Genomic DNA, 22,147 nt, shown 5'->3' with positions numbered 1-22,147 from the left:
TGCGTCTGAGATCAAGCCCGGAGCGAGCCAGTTTGTGCATGGATACATCCCCACCCGCGCCAGCAGGTGATAACCGTTGCTACGTCTTTAACACACCCAAGCGATCCCCACACCTTACTCCACGCCAGCCGGCAGCCTGGTGGTAGCGCGGTACACGTGCCGTTCACCGTCGCCACGTTGCCCGCAATCGCCGCTATTCGGGATGGTGGTACGAAGGTACCACCACTTCAAGGCAGGCTCCAGCATGACTCTCTGTTGGGCTGGAGCAAGCAGGCCAACGATCTGAACATAGCCGTGGAGCCTCAGCAAGAAAAAGAGTCGCACTGCGAATCAGTGACAAGTTCCGTTGCAAGATTCTCTAGCGCTGCTGCCGTACGGTCATATCGCAGTTCGCCCGACATGCGGGTGTTAGTCGAAGCTGCTCACGAGGCCGCAGATCTTACCGTCTACGTCGCCCAGATGCACGATGAACGCGCCGATCAGCGTGTTGAACTTGCGCATCAACGCCATAGCGACGTCGGGCGTGAAGCCCCGGCAGACGCCGAGCGTCGGACTGCAACATAACACAGCGACCTGGAACTGCCGAAAACCCTTATCGAGCGGCGCAGGCTACGCTGGACAACACGCGCGAAAAAACGGGAGAATCACAGTCTTCATGCTGGTCTGACGATAATTGCCCCATACGGAAGTCGAAATGAGCCGCCTGCCCCCGTTACGCGCATTGCAAGCCTTCGATGCCGTGGTCCGCAACGGCAACGTGGCGGCCGCCGCCGAGGCGCTGCACGTGACGCCGGGCGCGGTCAGCCAGCAGATCCGGCAACTCGAGGAGTCCCTGGGCGTGGCGCTCTTCGTGCGCGAGAGCACGGGGCTGCGCCCCACCGAGCTCGGCCAGCTCTACCATCAGCATGTCGCGCAAGGCTTCGAGTGCTTCCATAACGCAAACGCGGCGCTAATCGCCGCGCGTCACGGCCCGCATTTGACGCTCAGCACGTTTCCCTCCGTGGCCACGCACTGGATCGCCGCCCGGCTGGATCAATGGCACGCGCTCTCACCCGATGTGCGCGTTCACGTCGAGGCGACCGACCGGGAGCCCAGGCGCGGCGAAGGCCGCGTGGATATCCGCATGACCTATGGCTGGCCGCCCACCGACGGCACGCCGCACCGCGTGCTGTTCACGGACCGCGTCGCCCCCGTTTGCGCGCCTGCGCTGGCAACGCCGAACCAGCCGCTCAGGCAGCCGGCCGATTTGCTGAACTATCCGCTCGTGCATGTCGAATGGGGCTGGGCCGACATGTCGCCGCCCACCTGGGTCGACTGGTTCCATGCCGCCGGCGTGCCCGTGCCCGACACGCTCGCGCCGCTCACCTATTCGCTTTCGTCGATGGCCATCGACGCGGCGACGCGCTTCCGGGGAATATCGCTCGGCCAAGGATTGTTCGCGGCCGACGACCTCAAGAGCGGCCGCCTGATCGCGCCGTTCAAAATATCGTTGACGATGCCGCGCCCCTATTACCTGGTCTGGCAACCCGGCGCGCTCGATACTCCCGGCACAAGACAATTCCTCGACTGGCTGATTGCCGAAGCCGAGCACACGAATCGCGATATCGATGCGCTGTTCGGCTGATTCCCGCATTCCCCGCTGCATTCGCCCTCTCTCAGCCACACTTTAGAAAATCTATAAACGGCCGACAAATTAAATGGTTTGTCGGCCTCTTTGCGTCCTCCTATGCTCGAAAGCGGTTCAGGCGCGCCCGCCATGATCGCATCGCGGCCATGCACGCCTGGCTGTCACAACCGCCTCCCTACAGGAACGACGCAACAACATGAACACACCTCGTAGCGAATTTCGCATTCGTGCCCAGCAAATTCCGGAAGTGCTGCTCGGCGACGACGATATTTCGATTGATCAATTCATCGCTGTGGCGAAACACGGCGCGCACGTGCGCTTTTCGGCCGCCTATTGCGAGCGCGTTCGCCGCTCCCGCGAGCTTGTCGAGCGATTCCTTGAAGAGAATCGCCTGGTCTACGGCGTGACGACGGGATTCGGCGACAACTCGACTCGTGTCGTACGCCCAGAGGAAGCTGAGCAACTCCAGTGCAACATCGTGCGCTCCCACGCTGTTTCGGTCGGGGAGCCTCTGCCACGCGAGGTGGTTCGCGCGAACCAGTTGATGATCCTGCTGAGCCTCGGCAGAGGGTATTCCGGCGTCACGCTCCAATTGCTGCAACTGATTGCCGACCTGCTGAATCATGACATCACGCCCGTCGTCCCTGGCGACGGTTCGGTCGGTTATCTCGGCCCGGAAGCGCATACGGCGCTCGTGCTAATTGGCGAAGGCGAGGCCACCTGGCGCGGCGAGCGCATGAGCGGGCTGCAGGCGCTGCAGCGCGCAGGGCTCGAGCCGCACACCCTGCGCTGCAAGGAAGGCCTTGCGCTGGTGAACGGGACCACGTCGGTCACGGCCATCGCGATGCTCGCGCTTGCCAACGCGCTCGAAGCCTCCAAGGTCGCGGACATTGCCGCAGCCATGTCCCTGCAACCGCTCAAGGGCACGACGCGCTCGCTCGACGAACGCTATCACGCGATCAAGCAGCACACGGACCAGGCCCACGCGGCGGACAACCTGCGGCGCCTGCTTGCGGGCAGCGAGCTGGCCGAACGGTTCATCGATTACCGCCTTCAGGATACCTACAGTTTGCGGGCGATGGCACAAGTGCATGGCGCGTCCAAACGCGCGATCGACGATGCACGCGCATCGATCCTCAATGAGGTCAGCTCCTCGGGCGACAATCCCGTGATTCATCCGGGCGACGGAGAGGGCCTCGCGATTTCGGGAGCGAACTTCGACGGCACTTTCGTTGGCATCGCCAGCGACCTCCTCTGTATCGCGATGACCAACCTCGCGAAGATCTCCGAGCGCCGCACCGACCGTATGGTCAATCCGCATTTCAGCGAGTTGCCGGCCTTCCTGGTCGCGCGCCCCGGCCTGAATAGCGGCTTCATGATCACGCAATATACGGCGGCGGGCTTGGTCGGTGAAATGCGCTCGCTCTCTCATCCCGCGACTGTCGACAGCGTCTCCACCAGCGGCAACCAGGAAGACCCGGTGAGCTTCGCGTATCTCGCGGCACGCAAGGCCTACTCGGTCTCGCAGAAGCTCCAGCACGTGCTCGCCATCGAATTGATGACCGCCGCCCAGGCGCTGGAATTCTTCGATCCCGCCGATGCCTCGCCCGCCACTGCGGCCGTATACGCGCGTATCCGGCAGGTCGCCGCGAAGGTGGACGACGACCGCTACTTCTACCCCGACATGGTCGCCATTCATCAGCTCGTCGCCGACGGGGACCTCGTGGGCATTGCGGAGAGCGTTGCGGGCACCCTTCATGCGTAAGTGAGTTGCGGCGCGCATGATGCCGCGATAACGAAAGCACGATAGTGCGGGAAATACGTCTGGCAGTACGATTCGGGACGCGATTTCCCGCACCACCTCGCCGGTTCATGGCATCCGGGCACGCGAATAATCTGCGCAAAAAAAACCGTCGTCCACATTGGAACGACGGTTTTCAAAACACCACACTGGAGCATTCCGTAGTGCCCAGGCCCATCAAAAAGCCATCAAGGCGTCACGTCCGTCTTGAACCACTTTTCGCTCAGGCGCTTGAGGGTGCCATCCGCCAGCGCTTCGGATATGGCCCGGTCGAACATCGTCTTCAAATCGGTGTCGCTCTTGCGCAGGCCGAGCGCTTCGCCATCGCCCCAGATCGCCCCGCCAATCCTGGGACCGGTCAGGCAAAGCGAGGAGTTCCCCGGCTTCGACAGCGCCGACGCATAGTAAGCCGCATCGTCGAACGCGACGTCAATGCGCCCCGAGGTCAAATCGATATCATGATCCGGGGCGCTCTTGTATTCGCGAATCGTCGCAACGTCCTTGAAATTTTCGTTGATGAAATTGCTGTAGACCGACCCCGTAACAATGCCGATCGTTTTGCCCTTGAGACTCTTGCGCAGCACGTCGACCATCGGCTTGACCTGCGCCGGATCGCCGGAAAGTTTCAACAGCGCTCCGTTGGACGGGATCTTTGAGAGTATTCCTGGGCAAGCCGAAGCGAATACGGCTGGCGTGTTCGCGTAGGGCGTGGAAAACGCAATGGCTTTCTTGCGCTCGTCGCTAATGGACAGGGCGTCCATGATCACGTCGAACTTGCCCCCGTTCAAACCCGGGATCAGTCCATCCCAATCCTGCGCAACGAGCCTGCACTGAACATGCATTCGCGCACAAAGATTCCTGGCCAATTCCGGCTCGAAACCGTCGAGCGTGCCATCGGGCCGCGTGAGATTCCACGGCTCGTAACTGCCCTCCAGCGCGATATTCACCGTCCTGCCCTGCGCCGCGTGTGCCGGCACGGCGGTCGTGACCGCCGTGAGAGCGAGCGCCCCCGCAATGGCCTTCACAAGACTCCGTCGATTGATGCTCATATGCCTGTCTCCTCCGTCGCTGTTGAATTTCCGTTCCGGCATGTCCATCGTCAAGGTTCGCTGGCCAGCACCAGCACCGGCGACTTCGAACGCGAGACGCACGGCAGAAAGTGCGTCCCGGCCATACGCTCTTCATCTGTCAAATACGTGTCGCGATGATCGGGCTCACCTTCAATCACGCGCATCATGCACGTCCCGCACACGCCCACTTCGCATGAAGACCCAATCTCATGGCCGGCGTCGCGAAGGCACGCCAGTACGGATTTACCCTCTGGAACCGAAATGGCCTTGCCCCACGTTTCGAGTTTCACCGAAAAAGCATGCTCGTCGGCTCCGCAGGGTGCAGCAGGACCGAACGCCTCCATGTGAACATTGCGCTCGCCAAGCACGCCGCGAGCGAGTTCGGCGCTCAATTGCATCAGCGCCGTGGGACCGCAGACGTACACATGCGAATCCGCTTTCGACTCCGCCAGCAAGCCGGTCATGCGCTCGCGCACCGCGTCAGGAGCCAGCGCCGGATGGATGTGCGTTTTCCCGGCCAACGGCGAGAGCAAGATTTCATCGCGAAAGACAATGTCAGCCTCGCTGCGCACGAAATATTCGCATTGCCAGGGTTGCCCCAGGGCTTGCAGCGCATAGGCCATCGAGAGAATCGGCGTGACGCCGATCCCCCCGGCCACGAGAATGTGATGCCGCGCGCGCTCGTCCACGCCGAACGCGTGCCGTGGCATGCCAATACGCAATCGTGCGCCGTCGCGTGCGTGGCCGCAGAGCCACTCGGACCCTCCGCGCGACTCGGGCGAGCGTTTGACCGCGATACGGTAATCCGGCGCCTGCGCGTCGGCCCCGCACAGCGAATATTGGCGAACCAGGCCATTCGGAAGATGAACGTCGACATGCGCACCGGGCCGCCAGGCGGGAAGCGACGCGCCGTCCGGCCGCGTCAGCCGGAATACGCGCGTGTCGTGCGTTCCGCCGCCGGCTTCACTGAGAACCACTTCTATCGTATCGGTCAACGCGCTCATGAGCCCACACTCCCCGAGATCATGCGAGAATCGCCTGCGAGGCCTGCTCGGCTTCGATCATCTTTTTCAGCACGCGGCGAAAGCGCAGCGGGGCGGCATCGGTTTCGATATCCGTGATTGGCGTGCGCTTGTTCGCCATGCCCCGATCGACCGCTGCCAATACGACCAGATCTTCATTGAATGCGGCAATGAAATCGTTGGTCAGCGCGCGGCTGGTCACCGTGCAATCCGGGCGAAAGTTTCGAACCTGAAACCAGAAATATCGACAGGTATTCTCGGTCACCGGCGTCACGAAATTGTAAGAGTCCATCAGAAAAACGCTGGGATGCAAATTCCCTTGTGGCGCGCCCGAATTCGCCGGTGCAATGATGTCGCGAATTATGGCGTGCGACGGATAGCGCACTTCGTAATGCTGCAGCCGGTCCGCGCGTCCGGTAAAACCCACGTAGGGAATAAAGAACGGCGCGAGTTCGCAATCGAGCATCCAGCGTGAAGCCAGCACCCCGTTCTCCAGGACCGACATCTTGACCGGCACGTCGGCGGTCGCCACGTTGCCGAGCGATGTTTTGTGAACGTAAGTGACGTGCGAGGGATCGAGCAGGTTATCGGTCATGTATAGGTAGCTGCAATTCACGTCCATGGCCGGGCCGCGATTGATTCCCCACACCGGGTCGTCGTAATGCGCAATCGGGATGATCGTGTCGGCATTGGCCAGATCGGCAGGCCCCATCCAGATCCAGATCAAGCCGTATCTTTCTTCAACGGGATAGGACTTCACACACGCGTTGGGAGGCGTGCGCGAGAGCCCAGGCGCGTGCCTGCACGCGCCATCGGAGCCGAATTCAAGCCCGTGATAACCGCAGCGCAAATGGTTTCCTGCCACCACACCCATCGACAGCGGCAGTTTTCGATGCGAGCAGGCATCCTCCAGCGCTACGATCGATCGCTCCATGTTGCGATAAAACACGACCGGCTCGCCGAGGATGACACGCCCCACCGGCCGATCGTCGACCTCATCGCTCCAAGCAGCCACATACCACGCATTCCGTAAATACATTGCCACCTCTTTCATATGTTGTCCGTTGTCAGATGGTGCACAGAATAGAAACTGTGACAAACAACGGGCAAGCGATTTTATCTAACGCCACAACTCAATTTTTCTAAAAATACCGGCGCCATTTTCATGCGACGATTATCGAACGATAGGGATTTCCCGATGAATTCACACATTTCTCGCGAAATAGCTTGCGCCGCGATTCTGAAATGTGCAGTCTTGTATAGACAATTTCGCCCGCACAACATTCTTCGCCACGCGCCTTTGAATACATCGCGTTAGCGGCTCGTAAAATCCATAGGAGCACTATGCATGTCCACGCTTGAACTACTCGGTTTCGGATCTGACGGCTGGGGCGGCATACTGCTGCTGGCGGCCTTGATGACCGTCGCGGTCACGTTGACGGCACTCGTCATCGGCGCATTGCTCGGCGCGCTCATCGCGGCCGCGAAGCTCTCCGGATTGCGCATCCTGCGGATCGTCGGCGACCTCTACACGACCGTGTTTCGCGGCGTTCCCGAACTGCTCGTCATTTACCTCTTCTATTTCGGCGGATCGACGTTCGTCACGACAGTCGGTCAATGGTTCGACGCGCAGGGCTTTATCGGCGTTCCGCCTTTCCTGATTGGCGCGTTGGCCGTCGGCATGATCTCGGGCGCGTACCAGGCCGAAGTCTTTCGCGCGGCGGTGCTTGCCGTCTCGCGCGGCGAGCTCGAAGCGGCGCGCGCGATCGGCATGCCCACGGCAACGATGATACGGCGCATCCTGGTTCCGCAAGTCTTTCGCTTCGCGCTTCCCGGCATCGGCAACGTCTGGCAACTGAGCCTGAAAGATTCCGCGCTCATTTCGGTCACGGGGCTTGCGGAGTTGTTGCGCACGAGCCAGGTTGCCGCGGGTTCGACGCATCAATACTTTCTGTTCTTCATCGTCGGCGGCACACTTTATGTGCTGATGACGATGATCTCGAACCGGGTCTTCAACCATGCGGAAGCGCGCGTCGGGCGAACCTTTCGCACCAGTTTCGCACGCAATTGACGGAGCAGCCTCACCATGCATTCCGAATTCGACTTTTTGTTCGACACGCTCACGCGCCTTGTCGCCGCCGTGCCCGCCACGCTTGGCCTGTTCTTCTGTTCCATCGCGCTGGGCGGCGCGCTCGCGCTCGTGATCGTCACCATGCGCGTCTCGCCGCACTGGCTGCCGAACCGGCTCGCGCGCGCGTACATTCTCGTGTTCCGCGGCTCGCCGATCCTGATCCAGCTCTTTCTCGTCTATTACGGGCTCGCCCAGTTCCGCATCATTCGAGAGAGCTTGCTGTGGCCGGTCTTGCGCGAGCCCTATATGTGCGCGGTGCTGTCTCTCGCGCTGTGCACGGCCGGCTATACGGCCGAGATCATTCGCGGCGGCTTGCTGGCCGTCCCGATCGGACAGATCGAAGCCGGCTATTCGATCGGAATGTCGGGCTTCAAGCTGCTGCGCCGGATCATCGGTCCCATCACCCTGCGCCAGTGCCTGCCCGCCTACACGACCGAAGCCGTGCTGCAGGTGAAATCCACCGCGCTCGCAAGTCTCGTCACGGTTTGGGAAGTCACGGGTGTCGCGCAGAAAATTATTCAGCAAACTTATCGAACCAGTGAAGTCTTCCTATGCGCGGCCCTCATCTACCTCCTTCTGAACTTCATCATCGTCCGTATTTTCGGGCTGCTCGAAGCGCGCCTATCACGCCACCTTCGCACGACACCCGTTCGAGCGCCCGCCCAGGCAACCGGCGCGAACCCGGAAACGACCGTTGCCGACCCGCGTCGCATCGCCTCCTGAACCACGCTCTTTCCGCCGGAGATTTCCATGAGTAACCCGCGCCCAGTTGCCTTGTCAGTCAACAACATCCGCAAATCGTTCGGTAACCATAACGTCCTGAACGGAATCTCGCTCGATGCGTGTGAAGGCGATGTCATCACTATCCTTGGCGCGAGCGGCTCGGGCAAGAGCACGCTGCTGCGCTGCATGAACCTGCTCGAGACACCGGATGACGGCTCGATTGCGCTCGCTGGAGAGGTACTGGCGCTGGTGCGGCGGCGGGACGGCAAATTGCATTCGGGAAATCGCCAGCAGGTTGACCGTATCCGCTCGCAGATCGGCATGGTCTTTCAGAACTTCAATCTCTGGTCCCATATGACGGTGCTGGAGAACCTGATCGAAGGCCCGATACGCGTGCAGAAGCGCAGCCGCGCGGAAGCCGTCGACGAAGCCGAGGCGCTGCTGGCGAAAGTCGGCCTCGCCGAAAGGCGTGCGCACTATCCCGCCCATTTGTCCGGCGGACAGCAGCAGCGGGTGGCAATTGCGCGCGCCCTCGCCATGCACCCGAAAGTTATGCTGTTCGACGAACCGACCTCGGCGCTCGACCCCGAGCTCGTCGGCGAAGTGCTGCGTGTCATGAGAGCGCTCGCGGAGGAGGGCCGCACCATGCTGGTCGTAACGCACGAAATGGGATTTGCGCGCCACGTGTCGAACCGCGTGATGTTCCTCCACGAAGGCCAGGTCGACGTGGACGGCGCGCCCGGCGAGGTGTTCGACGATCCGAAGTCGCCGCGCTTCCGGCAATTCGTTTCGAGCCACAAGGACCGCGTGCCGCATTGAGGTCGTCCACGGCCGCAAAATGAAGTCATTGACGAGACCCCGGCCTTTGCCGGCACCGGCGAGCACTGGTTGTAGATCGATGTTTGCACCGTTGCGTAACTCGAACCAAGCTGATCAATCACACCCTGTATGCGCGGCAGCCATGTCGATCCGGTACCGACGGTCTGCAGGCTGACCGGCGTGTTTCCATTCTGCAAATCGACAAGCGGGAAATAGCCGTTATTCTCGGCAGCTACCTGGTACCAGCCATTTGCCGCACTGTATTCGGCCTGTGCGAGCCGCCAGTTCTTTCATGGCTGCTCATGCCTGAGCGCCGGCGCGAGACGTGAGTCATTCGCGAGCATCTCAGGACGAGACCTTGCGCTGGATTCTCGAACAACTGATCCGGGAGCGAACAGAAGGCTTGCCAGGAGCTGACGCTGCCTCCACCCAGCTTGCCCACCTCATGTTCATTCACATCCTGCGCGGCTATTTGCGGCGTGACGGTGTGACGGCGCCAAGTTGGCTGCGTCGTCCTGTATCTACCCCTTCCTGATCACATCCATCACTTCGATGCCAGACAGAATGATGCGGGCGCAACGAAAGTTCTTGACCCCGAGCATGGGTCGGGTGCGCCGCTTGATCGCGCGGCGATCCTGCTCGATGATGTTGTTCAGGTACTTCGTCTGGCGGATCTTGATCGGTGTTTCGCGCTCGGCATTGATGGATTCCAGGGTTCTGGCGCAGTAACGCGGTCTGCTAAGCTGAGGACTTGAAGACAGAGGCGACACGAGAGCGATGGAGGAAGGAGTAAATGCAGCTGTCAAGCGGGTACTCAAACGCATGCACTATCCGTTGGATGTGATGCTGCTGTGCGCGCGTTGGTACGTTGCGTACCCGCTGAGCCTGCGCAATCCGGAAGAGATGATGTCCGAGCGGGGGTTGTCGGTCGATCATTCGACGGTTCACCGATGGGCGCTGAAGCCGTTGCCTGTGCTGGGAAAGCTCTTCCGGCAGCGCATGCGCCCGGTTGGAAAGAACTGGAGGATGGATGAGACCTACATCAAGATCAACGGCCTGTGGCGATACCCGTACCGTGCCGTGGACAAGGACGGCGACACCGTCGATTTCCTGTTGCGAGCCCACCGGGACAAGGTCGCGGCACGCCGGTAAGGCGATCAGACGTAACGGCGAGCCCGGGACGGTGACGATCGACAAAAGCGGAGCCAACGTGGTGGCGCCCGAGGCCATTAACTCGGCTCGGCAACAACCCATCAAGGTTCGTCAGGTGAAGTACCTGAACAACATCGTGGAGCAAGATCATCGTGCGATCAAACGCCGAACGCGGCCGAGGATGGGCTTCAAGAGTTTCCGATGTGCGCGTATTTTGCGCGGCGGCAATGAGTTGATGCATATGATCGCCAAGGGGAAAATGCAGAGCGGCGACTTGAACGCGACACCTGCCACCGAATTTTACTCGCTCGTCAAATAAGGCATCCTATTTGTTCTGGTGTGCTTCTGTCCATAACGCCTTATCTCGACAGAACCGGTCAGCTTGATCCGCTTTACGACCTCTATGTAATCCGGGAATCGGATCATGCGCGGCTCGCCGAGTTCGCTACAACCTCGTGCCCCTCGCTTTGCTCTTTCACACCTCGCCAACCGTATCTGGCAAAATGAGCTCGCCTGGCACGCGTGGCTGCACAAAACGCGTCGCCGCGTAATACAGTGCGCCGGGCACGATGACGCCTACGATCCACGAGACATCGACGCCGCCAAGCGCTTCGACCCAGCTCCCGGTATAAAACCCGGTGGCAACGAACGGCATCTGCACCAGCACGCCCACCACGTAGACGGCGATACCGACTGCATTCCAGCGCCCGTATCGGCCGTTCGCATCAAAGAGCGCAGGGACGTCGTAACGTTCGCGTGTCACCCAGTAGTAGTCGACGAGATTGATCGCGCTCCACGGGGTAAAAAATACCAGCAGGAACAGCAGGAATGAAGAGAACGCCTTCAGAAAGGAATGCTGTCCGGCAAGTGCGAGCGCACTCGATACGCCGACCGACAGAATCACAAAAGCGAGCCGCGCACCGCGGGATATCTCGCGGCGCTGACCAAGGCCGGTGACGATCGTCGTCACTGACATGACGCTGCCGTACGCGTTGAGCGTCGTGATGGTGAGTTTGCCGAGCGCAATCGTGAAATAAAGAATCGCGGCGATAAATCCCGATGCGCCAAGGCCAACGATAAACGCCACTTCGTGCCCGGCGAATTGGCTACCGGCTAGCGCGGCGGCCAGCACGCCGAACGTCATCGATACCTGCGCACCGGTCACCGTGCCGCAAAAGACAGCCAGAAATGTCCCGAACGTCGAGACGGATTTCGGCAGATAGCGTGAATAGTCGGCCACGTAGGGTCCGTACGCGATTTGCCACGATGCAGACAGCGAGACGGCGAGCAGGAACGACGCTACCGTGAAGTGGCGGTTGGCGAGCAGTGTGCTCCACGCATGGCCATTCAACAGGCTCGCAAAGAGATACAGGAAGGCAAGCGTGCCAACGATGCTCGACATGCGGCCCATGGCGTGAATGACGCGATACCCCAATCCCGTGAGCAGGATCACGACTGCGGAAAACATCAGGATTGCCATGGTATTGTCCACGCCGAGCAATTCGCCGATCGCCTGGCCGGCGAGCACCGTGCCGCCAGCTGAGAACCCCACGTACATCACGCAGACCAGTGCGAGCGGAATAATGGCGCCATATACGCCGAACTGCACGCGGCTCGAAATCATTTGCGGCAATCCGAGCTTCGGACCTTGGGCGCCATGCAAAGCCATTACGGCACCGCCAAGCATCTGCCCGAAGAGCAGCCCGACCAGCGACCAGAACACGTCGCCACCCAGTACGACGGCGAGCGCGCCGACCACGACGGCTGTGATCTGGAGGTTTGCACCGAACCAGAGGGTGAACTGGCTGAACAGATTGCCGTGACGCTCGGCTTCGGGAATGTAGTCGATCGAACGCCGTTCGACCAGCGTGGCTTTTTCACTACGCGATGCGGTGCAGTCCATCTTTGCGCTCCTCTTTCATAAGGGAACAGCTACAGGGTCGTACCCGTGCGCTGCCCTTTTTCGTGCAGCGTGCGAGGCATCGAGAAAATCCGTCAATGGTGTTCAGATATGCGCGGCAAGCGCTGGCACGACGACGTTCAGATCGCCGACGATGCCATAGTCTGCGACGCCGAAAATCGGCGCGTCCTCGTCCTTGTTGATCGCGACGATGACCTTCGAATCCTTCATGCCGGCCAGGTGCTGAATTGCACCTGAAATGCCGACTGCGACGTACAACTGAGGCGCGACGATCTTGCCCGTCTGGCCGACCTGATAGTCGTTCGGTACATAGCCCGCATCGACGGCTGCGCGCGATGCGCCCAATGCCGCACCGAGTTTGTCGGCGAGTGGCTCGAGCACCTTCGCGTAGTTTTCGCCGCTGTCGAGGCCTCGACCGCCCGACACGACAATGTTCGCAGAGGTCAGTTCTGGACGGTCCAGCTTCGTCACCTCACGGCGGATGAACCGAGAAACCCCCGCATCCGGGGCGGCTTCGATCTTCTCGATCGAGGCGCTGCCGCCCTCCGCTGCCGCCGGCTCGAAGCTCGTCGCTCGCACTGTGATTACCTTGACTGAGTCGTCAGATTGCACGGTCGCGATGGCGTTCCCCGCGTAAATCGGGCGCTCGAATGTGTTGGCGGAAACGACCGCCGTGATGTCGCTGATCTGCGCGACATCGAGCTTCGCGGCGATGCGCGGGGTGATATTCTTGCCGTAAGCCGTTGCCGGAGCGAGGATATGCGAATAATCCCTCGCAATGCCAAGCACTGTCGCTTCGACATTTTCTGCGAGGCCTTCGGCCAGTTGCGGCGCGTCGGCAAGCAACACCTTCGCGCAGCCAGGCACCTTTGCAACCGCTTGCGCTGGGCCGTGCGCGGCATGGCCCGCCACCAGCACGTGAATCTCGCCGCCCAGCTTCTGCGCAGCGGCCAATGTATTTAGCGTCGCCGCCTTGATCGACACGTTATCGTGCTCGGCAATTACCAGTATCGTCATTTTTCTTTCGTCTCCACGTATGCGTCGATCAAAGCACTCTGGCTTCGCTCTTGAGCTTTTCGACCAGCGTCGCCACGTCCGCCACCTTCACGCCGGCCGCGCGCTTCGGCGGCTCGCTGACCTTCAGCGTAGTCAGACGCGGCGTGACATCGATGCCAAGGTCTTCGGGCCTGACGGTTTCCAACGGCTTCTTTTTCGCCTTCATGATGTTCGGCAGCGTCACATAGCGCGGCTCGTTCAGCCGCAGATCGGTCGTGACGACTGCGGGCAATGTCAGCGAAAGTGTTTCCGCACCGCCGTCCACTTCGCGCGACACCGTCGCTTTTCCCTCGCTCACCACGACCTTCGACACAAACGTTGCCTGCGGTAGACCCGCTAGTGCAGCGAGCATCTGGCCCGTCTGGTTCGAGTCATCGTCGATGGCCTGCTTGCCGAGCATCACCAACTGCGGCTCTTCCCTGTTGACCAGCGCCTTGAGCAGTTTTGCGACTGCCAACGGCTGCAGTTCCGCGTCTGATTCGATCAGGATCGCGCGATCCGCGCCGATCGCCAGCGCGGTACGCAACGTTTCCTGCGATTGCGCAACACCGCAGGAGACCGCCACCACCTCGGTAGCAGCACCAGCCTCCTTCAGTCTCACGGCTTCTTCAACTGCAATCTCATCGAATGGATTCATGGACATTTTCACGTTCGAGATGTCGACGCCCGTGCCATCGGACTTCACGCCCACTTTGACGTTGGCGTCGACCACGCGCTTGACTGCTACCAGCACTTTCATTTTCTTGCTCCTTGCGCAGACGCCTACGTCAGAACGGAACGGGCAATGACCGTACGCTGAATCTCCGACGACCCCTCGTAGATGCGCAGAATCCGCGCATCACGCACCAGCCGCTCGATCCGCATTTCGCGCGTGAAGCCGTAGCCGCCGTGCATTTGCAGCGCGGCATCGGTAACGAATCCAACCATTTCCGACGCATAGAGCTTCGCCATCGAAGCCGCATCCGTAAACGGCTCGCCTGCCCCGCGCCGCGTGGCAGCCTGCAACGTCAGGAGCCATGCCGCCTCGAGTTGCGTTTTCATGTCTGCAAATTTCCACTGCAACCCTTGCCTGGCGGCCAGCGGTTCGTTGCCCACATGCCGCGTCTTCGCCCATTCCACGGCATCCGCGAGCGCCGCTTCGGCAAGACCGAGACTCGTCGCCGCCACATCGAGACGGCTGTTGTCGAGCACTTTCATCGCTGTGCGAAAGCCCGTGCCTTCTTCGCCCAACCGGTTCATGGCTGGCACATGGCAGTCGAGCGCGACTTCGTGGGCTGGGGCGCCTCGAATGCCCATCAGCATTTCGGCGGACGACACCGACACGCCCGGCGTATCGCGGTCCACCACAAAAGCACTGATTCCACGTGTGCCGAGTTCAGGCGCGGTCTTCGCATAGACCACGATGAAATGAGCCGCCGCTGCGTTCGAAATGAAATGTTTCACGCCACGCAGGCGATAACCGTCACCCTCGCGTACCGCTTGTGTCGTCATTCCCGCCGGATTCGAGCCGGCTTGCGGTTCCGTCAGCGCGAACGCACCGAGCTTCACACCGGCCGCTGCGTCAGGCAGGTAGCGCGCGCGCAGTGCGTCGTCGCCGCCGATCAGGATCGAATCGGTCGCGAGATAGTGGGCGCCGATCATGGATGAAGTTGACGCGCACGCAGCCGCAATCTCTGCGAGCGCGAGAATGATTGCGGCAGGCGACGCACCAACGCCACCCCAGCGCTCCGGCAGATTCATGCCCAGCACGCCCAGATCAGCGAGCGCGGGAACATAGCGTGTCGTGGATATTTCTTCGCGGTCGACGTGCGCCGCGTATGGCGCCAGTTCGGCCTCCGCAAATCGCCGGATGGCTTCCGCGATCTCGACATCGGCGTCGGTAACACCCATTCGCTTAAACATGACTCATTTTCCTTATCAATTTGCTTCGTGCACCGGCACTGCGACCGGGCCAAGCGCCCCACCATCACGCAAGCCAGCGATGCGTGCAATGTCCAAACCAAGGTATCTCTCAAGCACCGACTGAGTGTGTTCTCCAAGCCGAGGCGCACGCGTGGTTCGCATGGTGGGCCACGCCGAGAAGTGAACCGGCTGCCGTGGCAAACGCAACGCACCGCCATCGGCGCTCTGCGTTTCGATCAGCAGTCCACGCTCGCGTGCCTGCTCGCTCTCGAGGGCCTCGCTAATGTTCTGGATCGGCGCGACCGGAATGCCCACGTCGCTCAAACACGCGTTGACCTCCGCAATGCTATGCATTGCGGACCATGACTCGATGCAGGCGCGTAGCGCGGCCTCGTTTTCGCTGCGCGTGGCATCGTCGATAAAGCGCGCATCGTCGATGAGTTCAGGCTGGCCGATTGCCTGCGCGAAGCGCTCGAACAACCGGTTGTTGAGCACGGCCACCACGAAGTAGCCGTCATTCGCACGATAGGCGCCAAATGGTGCGGACGACGCGTGCCGGTTGCCCACCCGCCGCGGCGCGACGCCGGTCGTCGCGTATCTCGCAACCATGCCGGCAGTGAGACTGAGCGTCGCGTCGAACATCGCCACATCCACGTGCGTGCCCTTGCCGGTGCGCTGGTACGCCAGTAGCGCGGCCAGCACGCCCCACGAGGCGAAAAGTCCGCTGGCCGCATCCGAGATCGAATCGCCCACCAGCGTCGGTGCGCCGTCGGGCGCACCGGTCACATCCATGAGTCCGCACATGGCTTGCAGGATGATGTCGTACGCCGGACGATGCGACTCGGGACCAGTCTGGCCAAAGCCCGAGACGCTTGCGTAGACGAGCGCGGGATTCAGCGCAGAGAGTTCCGCGTAACCAATGCCAAGACGCTCGGCCACGCCTGGCCGGAAGTTCTCCACGACCACGTCGGCCTGCGCGCACAGCGACTGCGCGAGCCTACGTCCGTCGTCGTGCTTCAGGTCGATCACGACGCTCTGCTTGTTGCGGTTCATGGCGTGGAAGAGTCCGCTTTCCCCTGCGGAAAACGGGCCAATCGCACGGTAGTCGTCGCCAGTTGGCGGTTCGATCTTGATGACTTCGGCGCCCAGGTCGCCGAGTAGCGCGGAGCATAGCGGCCCCGCGAGCACGCGGGAAAAGTCGATCACACGAATGCCGTCGAGCGGCAGCGCGGGCAGTGTCACGGCGTCTTCCTCCAGAACAGCCAACCCGTTCGGTTGGTGAGTTGATTCTGATCCGCCGAGGCAATAAGATAAAATACTGGAATAAATTAACGGTTATACGAAAATCCTATGAGTCTATCGCTCAGACTCCTGCGCTACTTCGTCGCCGCGGCCGAGACGGGCACCACGACTGGCGCCGCGAAACAGCTGAACGTCTCGCAACCTTCGATCTCCGTGGCGATCCGTGAACTGGAGGCGCTATTCGACGCGCCACTTTTCACGCGCGGCGCCGGCACGCGTATGGCGCTCACGCAATTCGGTCAGCGCAAGCTGGATGAGGCGCGGCACCTCCTCGCGTCGGCCGCGGCGTTCGCAACCGACGACGTGGGCGAAGGCGATCGCGGTCTCGTGCAGATCGGCGTATTCCGCACGATTGCGCCCGTCTATCTGCCGCGCGTGCTTAGGCTCGCGCAGACGCGCTTTCCAGGTCTCAGCGTACAGTTCCGGGAAGGCGATCTCGTCCAGCTCGACGAATGGCTGCACAAGCGTCTGATCGATTTCGCGCTCATGTACGACGTTGGGTTGCCCGGCGATATCGAGCGCGAATGCCTCGCCGAACTCAAGCCCTACGCGCTCCTGCCCGGCGACTCACCACTGGCGAAGCGGCGTCGCGCAGTTTCGCTGCACGAACTCGCCGCCCAGCCATTCATCCAGATCGATCTACCACAGAGCCGCGATTTTCTGATGGCGCCGTTCTGGCAGCATGGACTCTCGCCCGACGTGCAGTATCGCGCTACATCCATTGAACTCGTGCGTGCGATGGTGGCGAGCGGCCTGGGAGTGTCGCTGCTGATCACACAGAGTTCGACTGTCGCGCAAACGTCCCTCGTCGTGGAGCGGCCGATACATGAAACCACCGTCATCCAGCCCCTTGTCATCGCCAGGCCGGCTCGCGCGGCCCACACGCGCGCTTCCGAGTTGCTTGCCGCCTGCGTGCGCGACGCAGTTGCCGAAGCCATGCGTGAACGCGTCGGCAAATGACGGGAGGATTTGACCGATACGCTTTCGCGACGAGTCCATGTTCCCTCCTTCGGGCGTTCGTTGAGGACCAGCACCGCGGCAGCAAGTTCGCCGGGCTGCCACGATGCCTGGCCTTGTCCACCTGACCCAGACACCGCGATTTAAATGATCAGGCAAGCCCACCAACGTAGTCTCGCTACTTTTGACATAACAGCCCAAATGTACTGACTGGGGAGAGCACGGGCGGCGAGTTGGGTGAAGCAAGCGGACACTCCACGCGACATGAACGCGACGCGCAATCGAGGCGCTGCGTACGGGCGGCTTTTTCGACCGCAGAGTGCAAGCTTGCGACGCTCCCGCGCAAGTCGACCTTCAGTCACTGGTGCTGCGCATCGTCTAGTTCATTTGCCAACTACGGCACGCAGCTGACGCGATCGGATTGCGACGCGGCGCTTCCCATTGACGCGGGAAAACCCAGGCAACTACACGCAACATCGATGCCGTAGCCATCGGCATGCAGCTCTGCAACTGTCCCACGCAGCCCAGTGGCAGAGTCCGCCATTGATGTTCCGCGAGCTCAATTGGCTGATGACTCCGGGCGCGAAAATGGCTTCCACCGCGGCCGTCCGGCGCAACCAGCGATTGTGTGAAGCATGCCTAACCGGATGCACGGTGAAAAACACACATGCTTTCAATCATTGGAGAGCAGCACCAGTCGAGCTCGCTCAGTCTGCGCCGGCAGTTGATGTCTAGTTTGGAAACGCCAGTGAAGTTATCCACCGATGCAGTCGCGCAATTGTCCACAGAATCGGTGGATAACCCTGTGCAAAGGATGAGCGACGGAGAGCGCAATGTGCTCGTGGGCGCACGCGGCAGATGGGCACCGAGGGCTTCACGCCTTCGAGACGCTCAACCCTCTCCTGGCGACTTGGCTCCGTCGTCACCTGCTATGGCTTGACGCCTCTCAACACTGGCCTCATAAGTTGTTGACCGTTCACGTTCTGGTCCGAGTCGGAGGCCAGCGAACGAGTCTCACTCCGGTGAAAAGGTCCAGCTGTGTTCCCGCATCATAAACGCGAAGACGCAACCGGACACTCGCTCCGGCTGCGACCCGCGAACAGTGCTCGGCGAGCGCACCGAACGGCGTACCGGACTACGGATTCCCGGCCGAGCCGCCGTTAGACACCAGTGACGGCGCCAGTGCGCTGTTGGGATCCTGTCCGTCCCACTGGCCGATCCATGCGTCGTTCGGCCTCGTCCCCATGACGAAAACGAGCGTGCCGCCGGCCTTCATCTCGTCATAGGTGATGTAAGGCCGGTGCAGCGGCGTGCCATTCAGGCTGACCGACTGGACGAAGCGATTGACCGACGACGGCGCGCCACCGCTCGCCGTATGCGCGGTGATCGTGAAGCGCCGCGGCGCGCCGAACTGCAACTTGCCGCCGGATGCCTCGCCGGTCGCGACCGGCACGTCGATCGTCGCCTCCTCGAATAGCGGCGTGCCGAAATAGAACACGCCGCCGACGGGATTCAGCGAATACATGCCTAGCGCAGACAGCACGTACCACGCGGACAGCTGCCCGCAATCGTCGTTGCCAGGAACGGCCGAATCCCGCACCCGTCGCGGATCGCCCTGCGCGGCCCTCAGGCTATCGCCGCTCAACGTGCTGCGATCGCCGGCCGTAAGCGTCAACGAGTACATGTCGTCCATCACCGACCGCACCCGATCCTGCGTCTTCGACGGCATCCCCACCACGTCGTACAGATAAGGCAGATGGTTCGCCGGCTCATTCCCTGCGAAATACTGGCCGATTCTGCCGGTCAGGTCCGGAAAGCCCTGGTTGCCGAGGAATGTTAATTGATTGGCCGGTTCAAACGTCCTGTCGAGCTGCGCAACAAATTGGGCTTTCCCCCCCAGCAGCGCAACCAGTCCCGGGAAATCGTGGAAGATGTTCCACGTATCGACCCACGAATTCGACTCGGAGAAGTTCGTCTTCTCGGCCGCAGTCGGATCGAAACCGGCCAACCAGTTGCCCTGCGCATCCTTCGGCTGTGCGAACCTCCAGCCGTTGTTCAGGGTTGCGTTGAACACGTTCCGGTAGTTCAGGCTGCGTTGCAGGTACGGCCGGTATTCGGCCGTGCCCTTGCCAGCCGCCTTGCCCACCGCGGCTGTCGCCCAGTCGTCGAACGAATAATCCTGCGTAGTCGACACAGCCGCGTTGTCGCCGGCAAACACGTAGCCGCGCTGTCGATACTGGTCGAAGCCGTGCGCGCTCGCGCTCTGGGTAGTCGTCAGCGCGGTCCAGATGTCGTCGACACTCGCGCTCGTCAGATGCTTCAGATAGGCATCTGCAATCATCGGGATCGACGGATGGCCCGCCATCGTGAAGGTTTCCGTTTGCGCAAGCGGCCACACCGGTAGTTCTCCCTTGCCGTTCTGCCTGAACTGCGTCAGCAGCGACTTGACCCAGCCGTCCATGCGTTCTGGCTGCACCAGCGTCATCAACGGCGATTCGGCGCGGAAGGTGTCCCACAGCGAGAACGTCGATGAGTAGTCGAAACCAGGGTTCGCATGCTTGCTCGTCGTGGGCGGTGACGTCGTGCTGTCATTGGTCGAATCCGTGCCGACGTAACTGCCGTCCGCATTGTTGTAGAGCGTCGGCGCGAGCATCGTGCGGTACAGCGACGTGTAGAACATGGTTCGCTGGTCCGGCGTGCCACCCTTGACGCGGATCCTGCCGAGCACGGTGGCCCAATCGCGCTCGGCCGAGGCGCGCACCTGATCGAACGACTTCGCACCGACTTCTGCTGCGAGGTTGGCCTGGGCGTCCGCGATGCTCGACGGCGATATGCCCACCTCCACCGTGACCGAGCCGCCGGCATAGTTGCCATTGCCCGCGAAGGTCAGGTAGGCCCGGTAGCCGTCCGCACTGAAGGCGACGTTCTTGGGGTCAAACGCCTTCGAAAAGCGCGCAACGAAATAGGTCGGTTTGTTACTCGCCCAGTTGTTGGTGATCTCCCATCCCGCGATCGTCTGCGCGTCGATCACGACGATCTTGCCACTGCTGGTCGTGCCACCGATCGGATGGTCGATGCTCACGATCATGTTCTGCTGCTGCCCAGCCGTGTTCGGGAAGTACGTGTAGCGCTGCACGCCCGCATGCGCGGTCGCCGTCATCTCGGCGAATACCTTCGTCCCCTGCACATTCCACGGCGTGTTGCCCGTGCCTTGCGGCGACATCAGCACACGGTAGTAACCGGCGCTAGCGCTTTCGTCGTCATGCTTGAACGATGCGTTGTAGGTGATCGACGAATCGGCGGCCACCTTCGCTAGCGTCGCCTTGTCGACCGGCGCCAGCGTCGGCAGGAACCGCACTTCGCCGCCCGAGCCGACGCCGGTGCCCGACAGGTGCGTATGCGAGAAGCCGGTGATATAGGTGTCGTCGTACAGATAACCTGGGCTGCGATCCCAGCCGGACGACGGCGTGGTCGTGCCAGTCGTGTCCGGCCCGAGCTGGACCATGCCAAACGGCACGGTTGCGCCCGGGTAGACATGGCCATGGCCCCGCACGCCGCTGTTCCAGGGCGCGTTGATATCGAGATTCGCGGTGCCGATCATCGGATCGACGCTGTGCAGGATTGACCGCTTGACGGCATTCTCCTGACTGCCCTGATCGTTCTGGTTCCCCTGATTACTCTGATCGCCCTGCGAGGATCCCACTTCGGCCGCGTTCGCCTTCGCCAGCACACTCGCATCCGTCGAACCCTGATCGCTCCCCCATCCCGACAGGGCGGCAAGGCACCCGATACCCAACACGTAACGTAGCTTCATTCGTCCACTCCTCTCTCTGCGTCGGTCGTGTTTGAAAAAAACGCTCGTTGAACTTCCTCCATCTACAAGATGTATTCGATTCGTCGCCGTTGCCTGTCTTCGTATCGCTCTCGAGGCGATCCTATTGATTAGGCATGCAAAATTTCAATAATAGAAATTATCTTTTTGGGAAATACTCTTCTGATTTGGCGAATCGATCGGGGATTTCGCGCACTTATATGCAGCGAATCGCCTGCGTGGGAGAGACCGTGTGACGCGTCGCCTCGCCACACTGACTCCCTTGAAAGGACAATGATCGGAAGAATGTTGAAAAAGACTCGAGTTTTCTATTCGTATTTTTACGTATTTTTAGCTCGTTTATCTAAACAAAATTCTGTTGTGTAAGCATGTTTAATGCGTCGTGAATCGGAACTTCTCAAGTTTTCTGTCGACGAAGATCTTTATGCTGATTCGCGAGTATTCGCATATATCGTGGTCGTCGCAATTTGTTGACGTTCACCCAGAAGAGGCCATGCTTATCAGGTAACGTTGAGGAGGCTACCAGTCTTCTGCGATCCGGCCCGCGTCACGTGCGACGTTCAGCGTCGGGACCCGGCACGGGGATAGTACACTCAGCCACCACTTCCCCCGCTTCGGGTTCGCGCTCTCGCCGAAGCTCCACGATGCGACCGTGAGCGACAACCACTTTCAGGTCGAGTCTCACGCCTTTCCGGAAGTGGAACAAATAAGCCGTGAAGGAGGCTGTGTTGCTGGCAAAGTAATGTGCGGGACGGGACCGCACAAAAATGGTGACGGAGACTGGGCTTTCGCGTGTGGCGACGGAGGAAACCGCAATGCGTCGATGTTTCTG

Annotated in this window: 16 protein-coding genes and 2 pseudogenes; 8 read left to right on the top strand and 10 right to left on the bottom strand. The window is 60.9% G+C overall.

What is annotated here, in order from left to right; all coding sequences use genetic code 11:
* The first annotated feature begins 694 nt into the window (after nucleotides 1-694).
* Together L0U83_RS37050 and hutH are read left to right on the top strand one after the other, a co-directional pair.
* The gene (locus tag L0U83_RS37050; RefSeq protein ID WP_233889458.1) at nucleotides 695-1,624 is read left to right on the top strand and encodes a LysR substrate-binding domain-containing protein; all 930 of its coding nucleotides are present in this window, start codon (nucleotides 695-697) and stop codon (nucleotides 1,622-1,624) included.
* 199 nt (nucleotides 1,625-1,823) lie between these two features.
* The gene (gene hutH / locus L0U83_RS37045) at nucleotides 1,824-3,392 is read left to right on the top strand and encodes a histidine ammonia-lyase (protein ID WP_233889456.1); all 1,569 of its coding nucleotides are present in this window, start codon (nucleotides 1,824-1,826) and stop codon (nucleotides 3,390-3,392) included.
* Between the two features lie 224 nt (nucleotides 3,393-3,616).
* Here the strand turns inward: hutH and L0U83_RS37040 are convergent, their stop codons facing one another.
* Genes L0U83_RS37040 through L0U83_RS37030 form a run of 3 tightly spaced genes read right to left on the bottom strand, consistent with a single transcriptional unit; the run spans nucleotide 3,617 to nucleotide 6,574 of the window.
* Complete coding sequence (locus L0U83_RS37040; RefSeq protein ID WP_267939862.1) at nucleotides 3,617-4,477, bottom strand: transporter substrate-binding domain-containing protein; 861 nt, start codon at nucleotides 4,475-4,477, stop codon at nucleotides 3,617-3,619.
* Between the two features lie 50 nt (nucleotides 4,478-4,527).
* Nucleotides 4,528-5,502, bottom strand: coding sequence for a PDR/VanB family oxidoreductase (locus L0U83_RS37035; RefSeq protein ID WP_233889451.1), 975 nt, complete (start codon nucleotides 5,500-5,502; stop codon nucleotides 4,528-4,530).
* A gap of 19 nt (nucleotides 5,503-5,521) precedes the next feature.
* Nucleotides 5,522-6,574: an aromatic ring-hydroxylating dioxygenase subunit alpha gene (locus tag L0U83_RS37030; RefSeq protein ID WP_233889448.1), complete on the bottom strand. Its 1,053-nt coding sequence runs from the start codon at nucleotides 6,572-6,574 to the stop codon at nucleotides 5,522-5,524.
* 294 nt (nucleotides 6,575-6,868) lie between these two features.
* On the opposite strand from L0U83_RS37030, the gene L0U83_RS37025 reads away from it, so the two are divergent.
* The 4 genes from L0U83_RS37025 to L0U83_RS37010 all read left to right on the top strand — a co-directional run bounded on the left by L0U83_RS37025 (nucleotide 6,869) and on the right by L0U83_RS37010 (nucleotide 9,728).
* Complete coding sequence (locus L0U83_RS37025) at nucleotides 6,869-7,591, top strand: ABC transporter permease (RefSeq protein ID WP_233889446.1); 723 nt, start codon at nucleotides 6,869-6,871, stop codon at nucleotides 7,589-7,591.
* A gap of 15 nt (nucleotides 7,592-7,606) precedes the next feature.
* Complete coding sequence (locus L0U83_RS37020; protein WP_233889445.1) at nucleotides 7,607-8,374, top strand: ABC transporter permease; 768 nt, start codon at nucleotides 7,607-7,609, stop codon at nucleotides 8,372-8,374.
* Between the two features lie 27 nt (nucleotides 8,375-8,401).
* Nucleotides 8,402-9,193, top strand: a complete 792-nt coding sequence (locus L0U83_RS37015; protein ID WP_233889443.1) for an ABC transporter ATP-binding protein — start codon at nucleotides 8,402-8,404, stop codon at nucleotides 9,191-9,193.
* 325 nt (nucleotides 9,194-9,518) lie between these two features.
* Nucleotides 9,519-9,728 carry a cupin domain-containing protein gene (locus L0U83_RS37010; protein WP_233889438.1) on the top strand — a complete coding sequence of 70 codons (210 nt, stop codon included), beginning with the start codon at nucleotides 9,519-9,521 and terminating at the stop codon, nucleotides 9,726-9,728.
* Here L0U83_RS37010 and L0U83_RS37005 read toward each other — a convergent pair.
* Nucleotides 9,715-9,906: pseudogene (locus tag L0U83_RS37005) on the bottom strand (DDE-type integrase/transposase/recombinase); the annotation flags it as partial. The gene L0U83_RS37010 and the pseudogene L0U83_RS37005 sit on opposite strands and share 14 nt — an antisense overlap.
* Before the next feature lie 64 nt (nucleotides 9,907-9,970).
* Between L0U83_RS37005 and L0U83_RS37000 the strand changes: the two are divergent.
* Nucleotides 9,971-10,664 (top strand): annotated as a pseudogene (locus L0U83_RS37000) (IS6 family transposase).
* Nucleotides 10,665-10,820: 156 nt separating this feature from the next.
* On the opposite strand, the gene L0U83_RS36995 reads toward L0U83_RS37000, so the two are convergent.
* The 5 genes from L0U83_RS36995 to L0U83_RS36975 all read right to left on the bottom strand — a co-directional run bounded on the left by L0U83_RS36995 (nucleotide 10,821) and on the right by L0U83_RS36975 (nucleotide 16,466).
* Complete coding sequence (locus L0U83_RS36995; protein WP_233889437.1) at nucleotides 10,821-12,248, bottom strand: purine-cytosine permease family protein; 1,428 nt, start codon at nucleotides 12,246-12,248, stop codon at nucleotides 10,821-10,823.
* Nucleotides 12,249-12,350: 102 nt separating this feature from the next.
* Complete coding sequence (locus tag L0U83_RS36990) at nucleotides 12,351-13,283, bottom strand: electron transfer flavoprotein subunit alpha/FixB family protein (protein ID WP_233889436.1); 933 nt, start codon at nucleotides 13,281-13,283, stop codon at nucleotides 12,351-12,353.
* 28 nt (nucleotides 13,284-13,311) lie between these two features.
* Nucleotides 13,312-14,061 carry an electron transfer flavoprotein subunit beta/FixA family protein gene (locus tag L0U83_RS36985; RefSeq protein WP_233889435.1) on the bottom strand — a complete coding sequence of 250 codons (750 nt, stop codon included), beginning with the start codon at nucleotides 14,059-14,061 and terminating at the stop codon, nucleotides 13,312-13,314.
* Between the two features lie 23 nt (nucleotides 14,062-14,084).
* Entirely contained in the window at nucleotides 14,085-15,224 is a 1,140-nt protein-coding gene (locus L0U83_RS36980) for an acyl-CoA dehydrogenase family protein (RefSeq protein ID WP_233889432.1), read from the bottom strand.
* 15 nt (nucleotides 15,225-15,239) lie between these two features.
* Entirely contained in the window at nucleotides 15,240-16,466 is a 1,227-nt protein-coding gene (locus L0U83_RS36975) for a CaiB/BaiF CoA transferase family protein (protein WP_233889428.1), read from the bottom strand.
* A gap of 108 nt (nucleotides 16,467-16,574) precedes the next feature.
* Between L0U83_RS36975 and L0U83_RS36970 the strand changes: the two genes are divergently transcribed.
* On the top strand, nucleotides 16,575-17,486 hold the full coding sequence (locus L0U83_RS36970) for a LysR family transcriptional regulator (protein ID WP_233889426.1): 912 nt from the start codon (nucleotides 16,575-16,577) through the stop codon (nucleotides 17,484-17,486).
* A gap of 1,132 nt (nucleotides 17,487-18,618) precedes the next feature.
* Here the strand turns inward: L0U83_RS36970 and L0U83_RS36965 are convergent.
* Nucleotides 18,619-21,297 carry a GH92 family glycosyl hydrolase gene (locus tag L0U83_RS36965; protein ID WP_233889422.1) on the bottom strand — a complete coding sequence of 893 codons (2,679 nt, stop codon included), beginning with the start codon at nucleotides 21,295-21,297 and terminating at the stop codon, nucleotides 18,619-18,621.
* Nucleotides 21,298-22,147 lie beyond the last annotated feature (850 nt).

This window comes from Paraburkholderia flagellata (assembly GCF_021390645.1).
In the GTDB taxonomy this organism is placed as follows: domain Bacteria; phylum Pseudomonadota; class Gammaproteobacteria; order Burkholderiales; family Burkholderiaceae; genus Paraburkholderia; species Paraburkholderia flagellata.
Note: the sequence above shows the minus strand (reverse complement) of the source record. Positions and strands in the feature narration are given on the sequence as shown.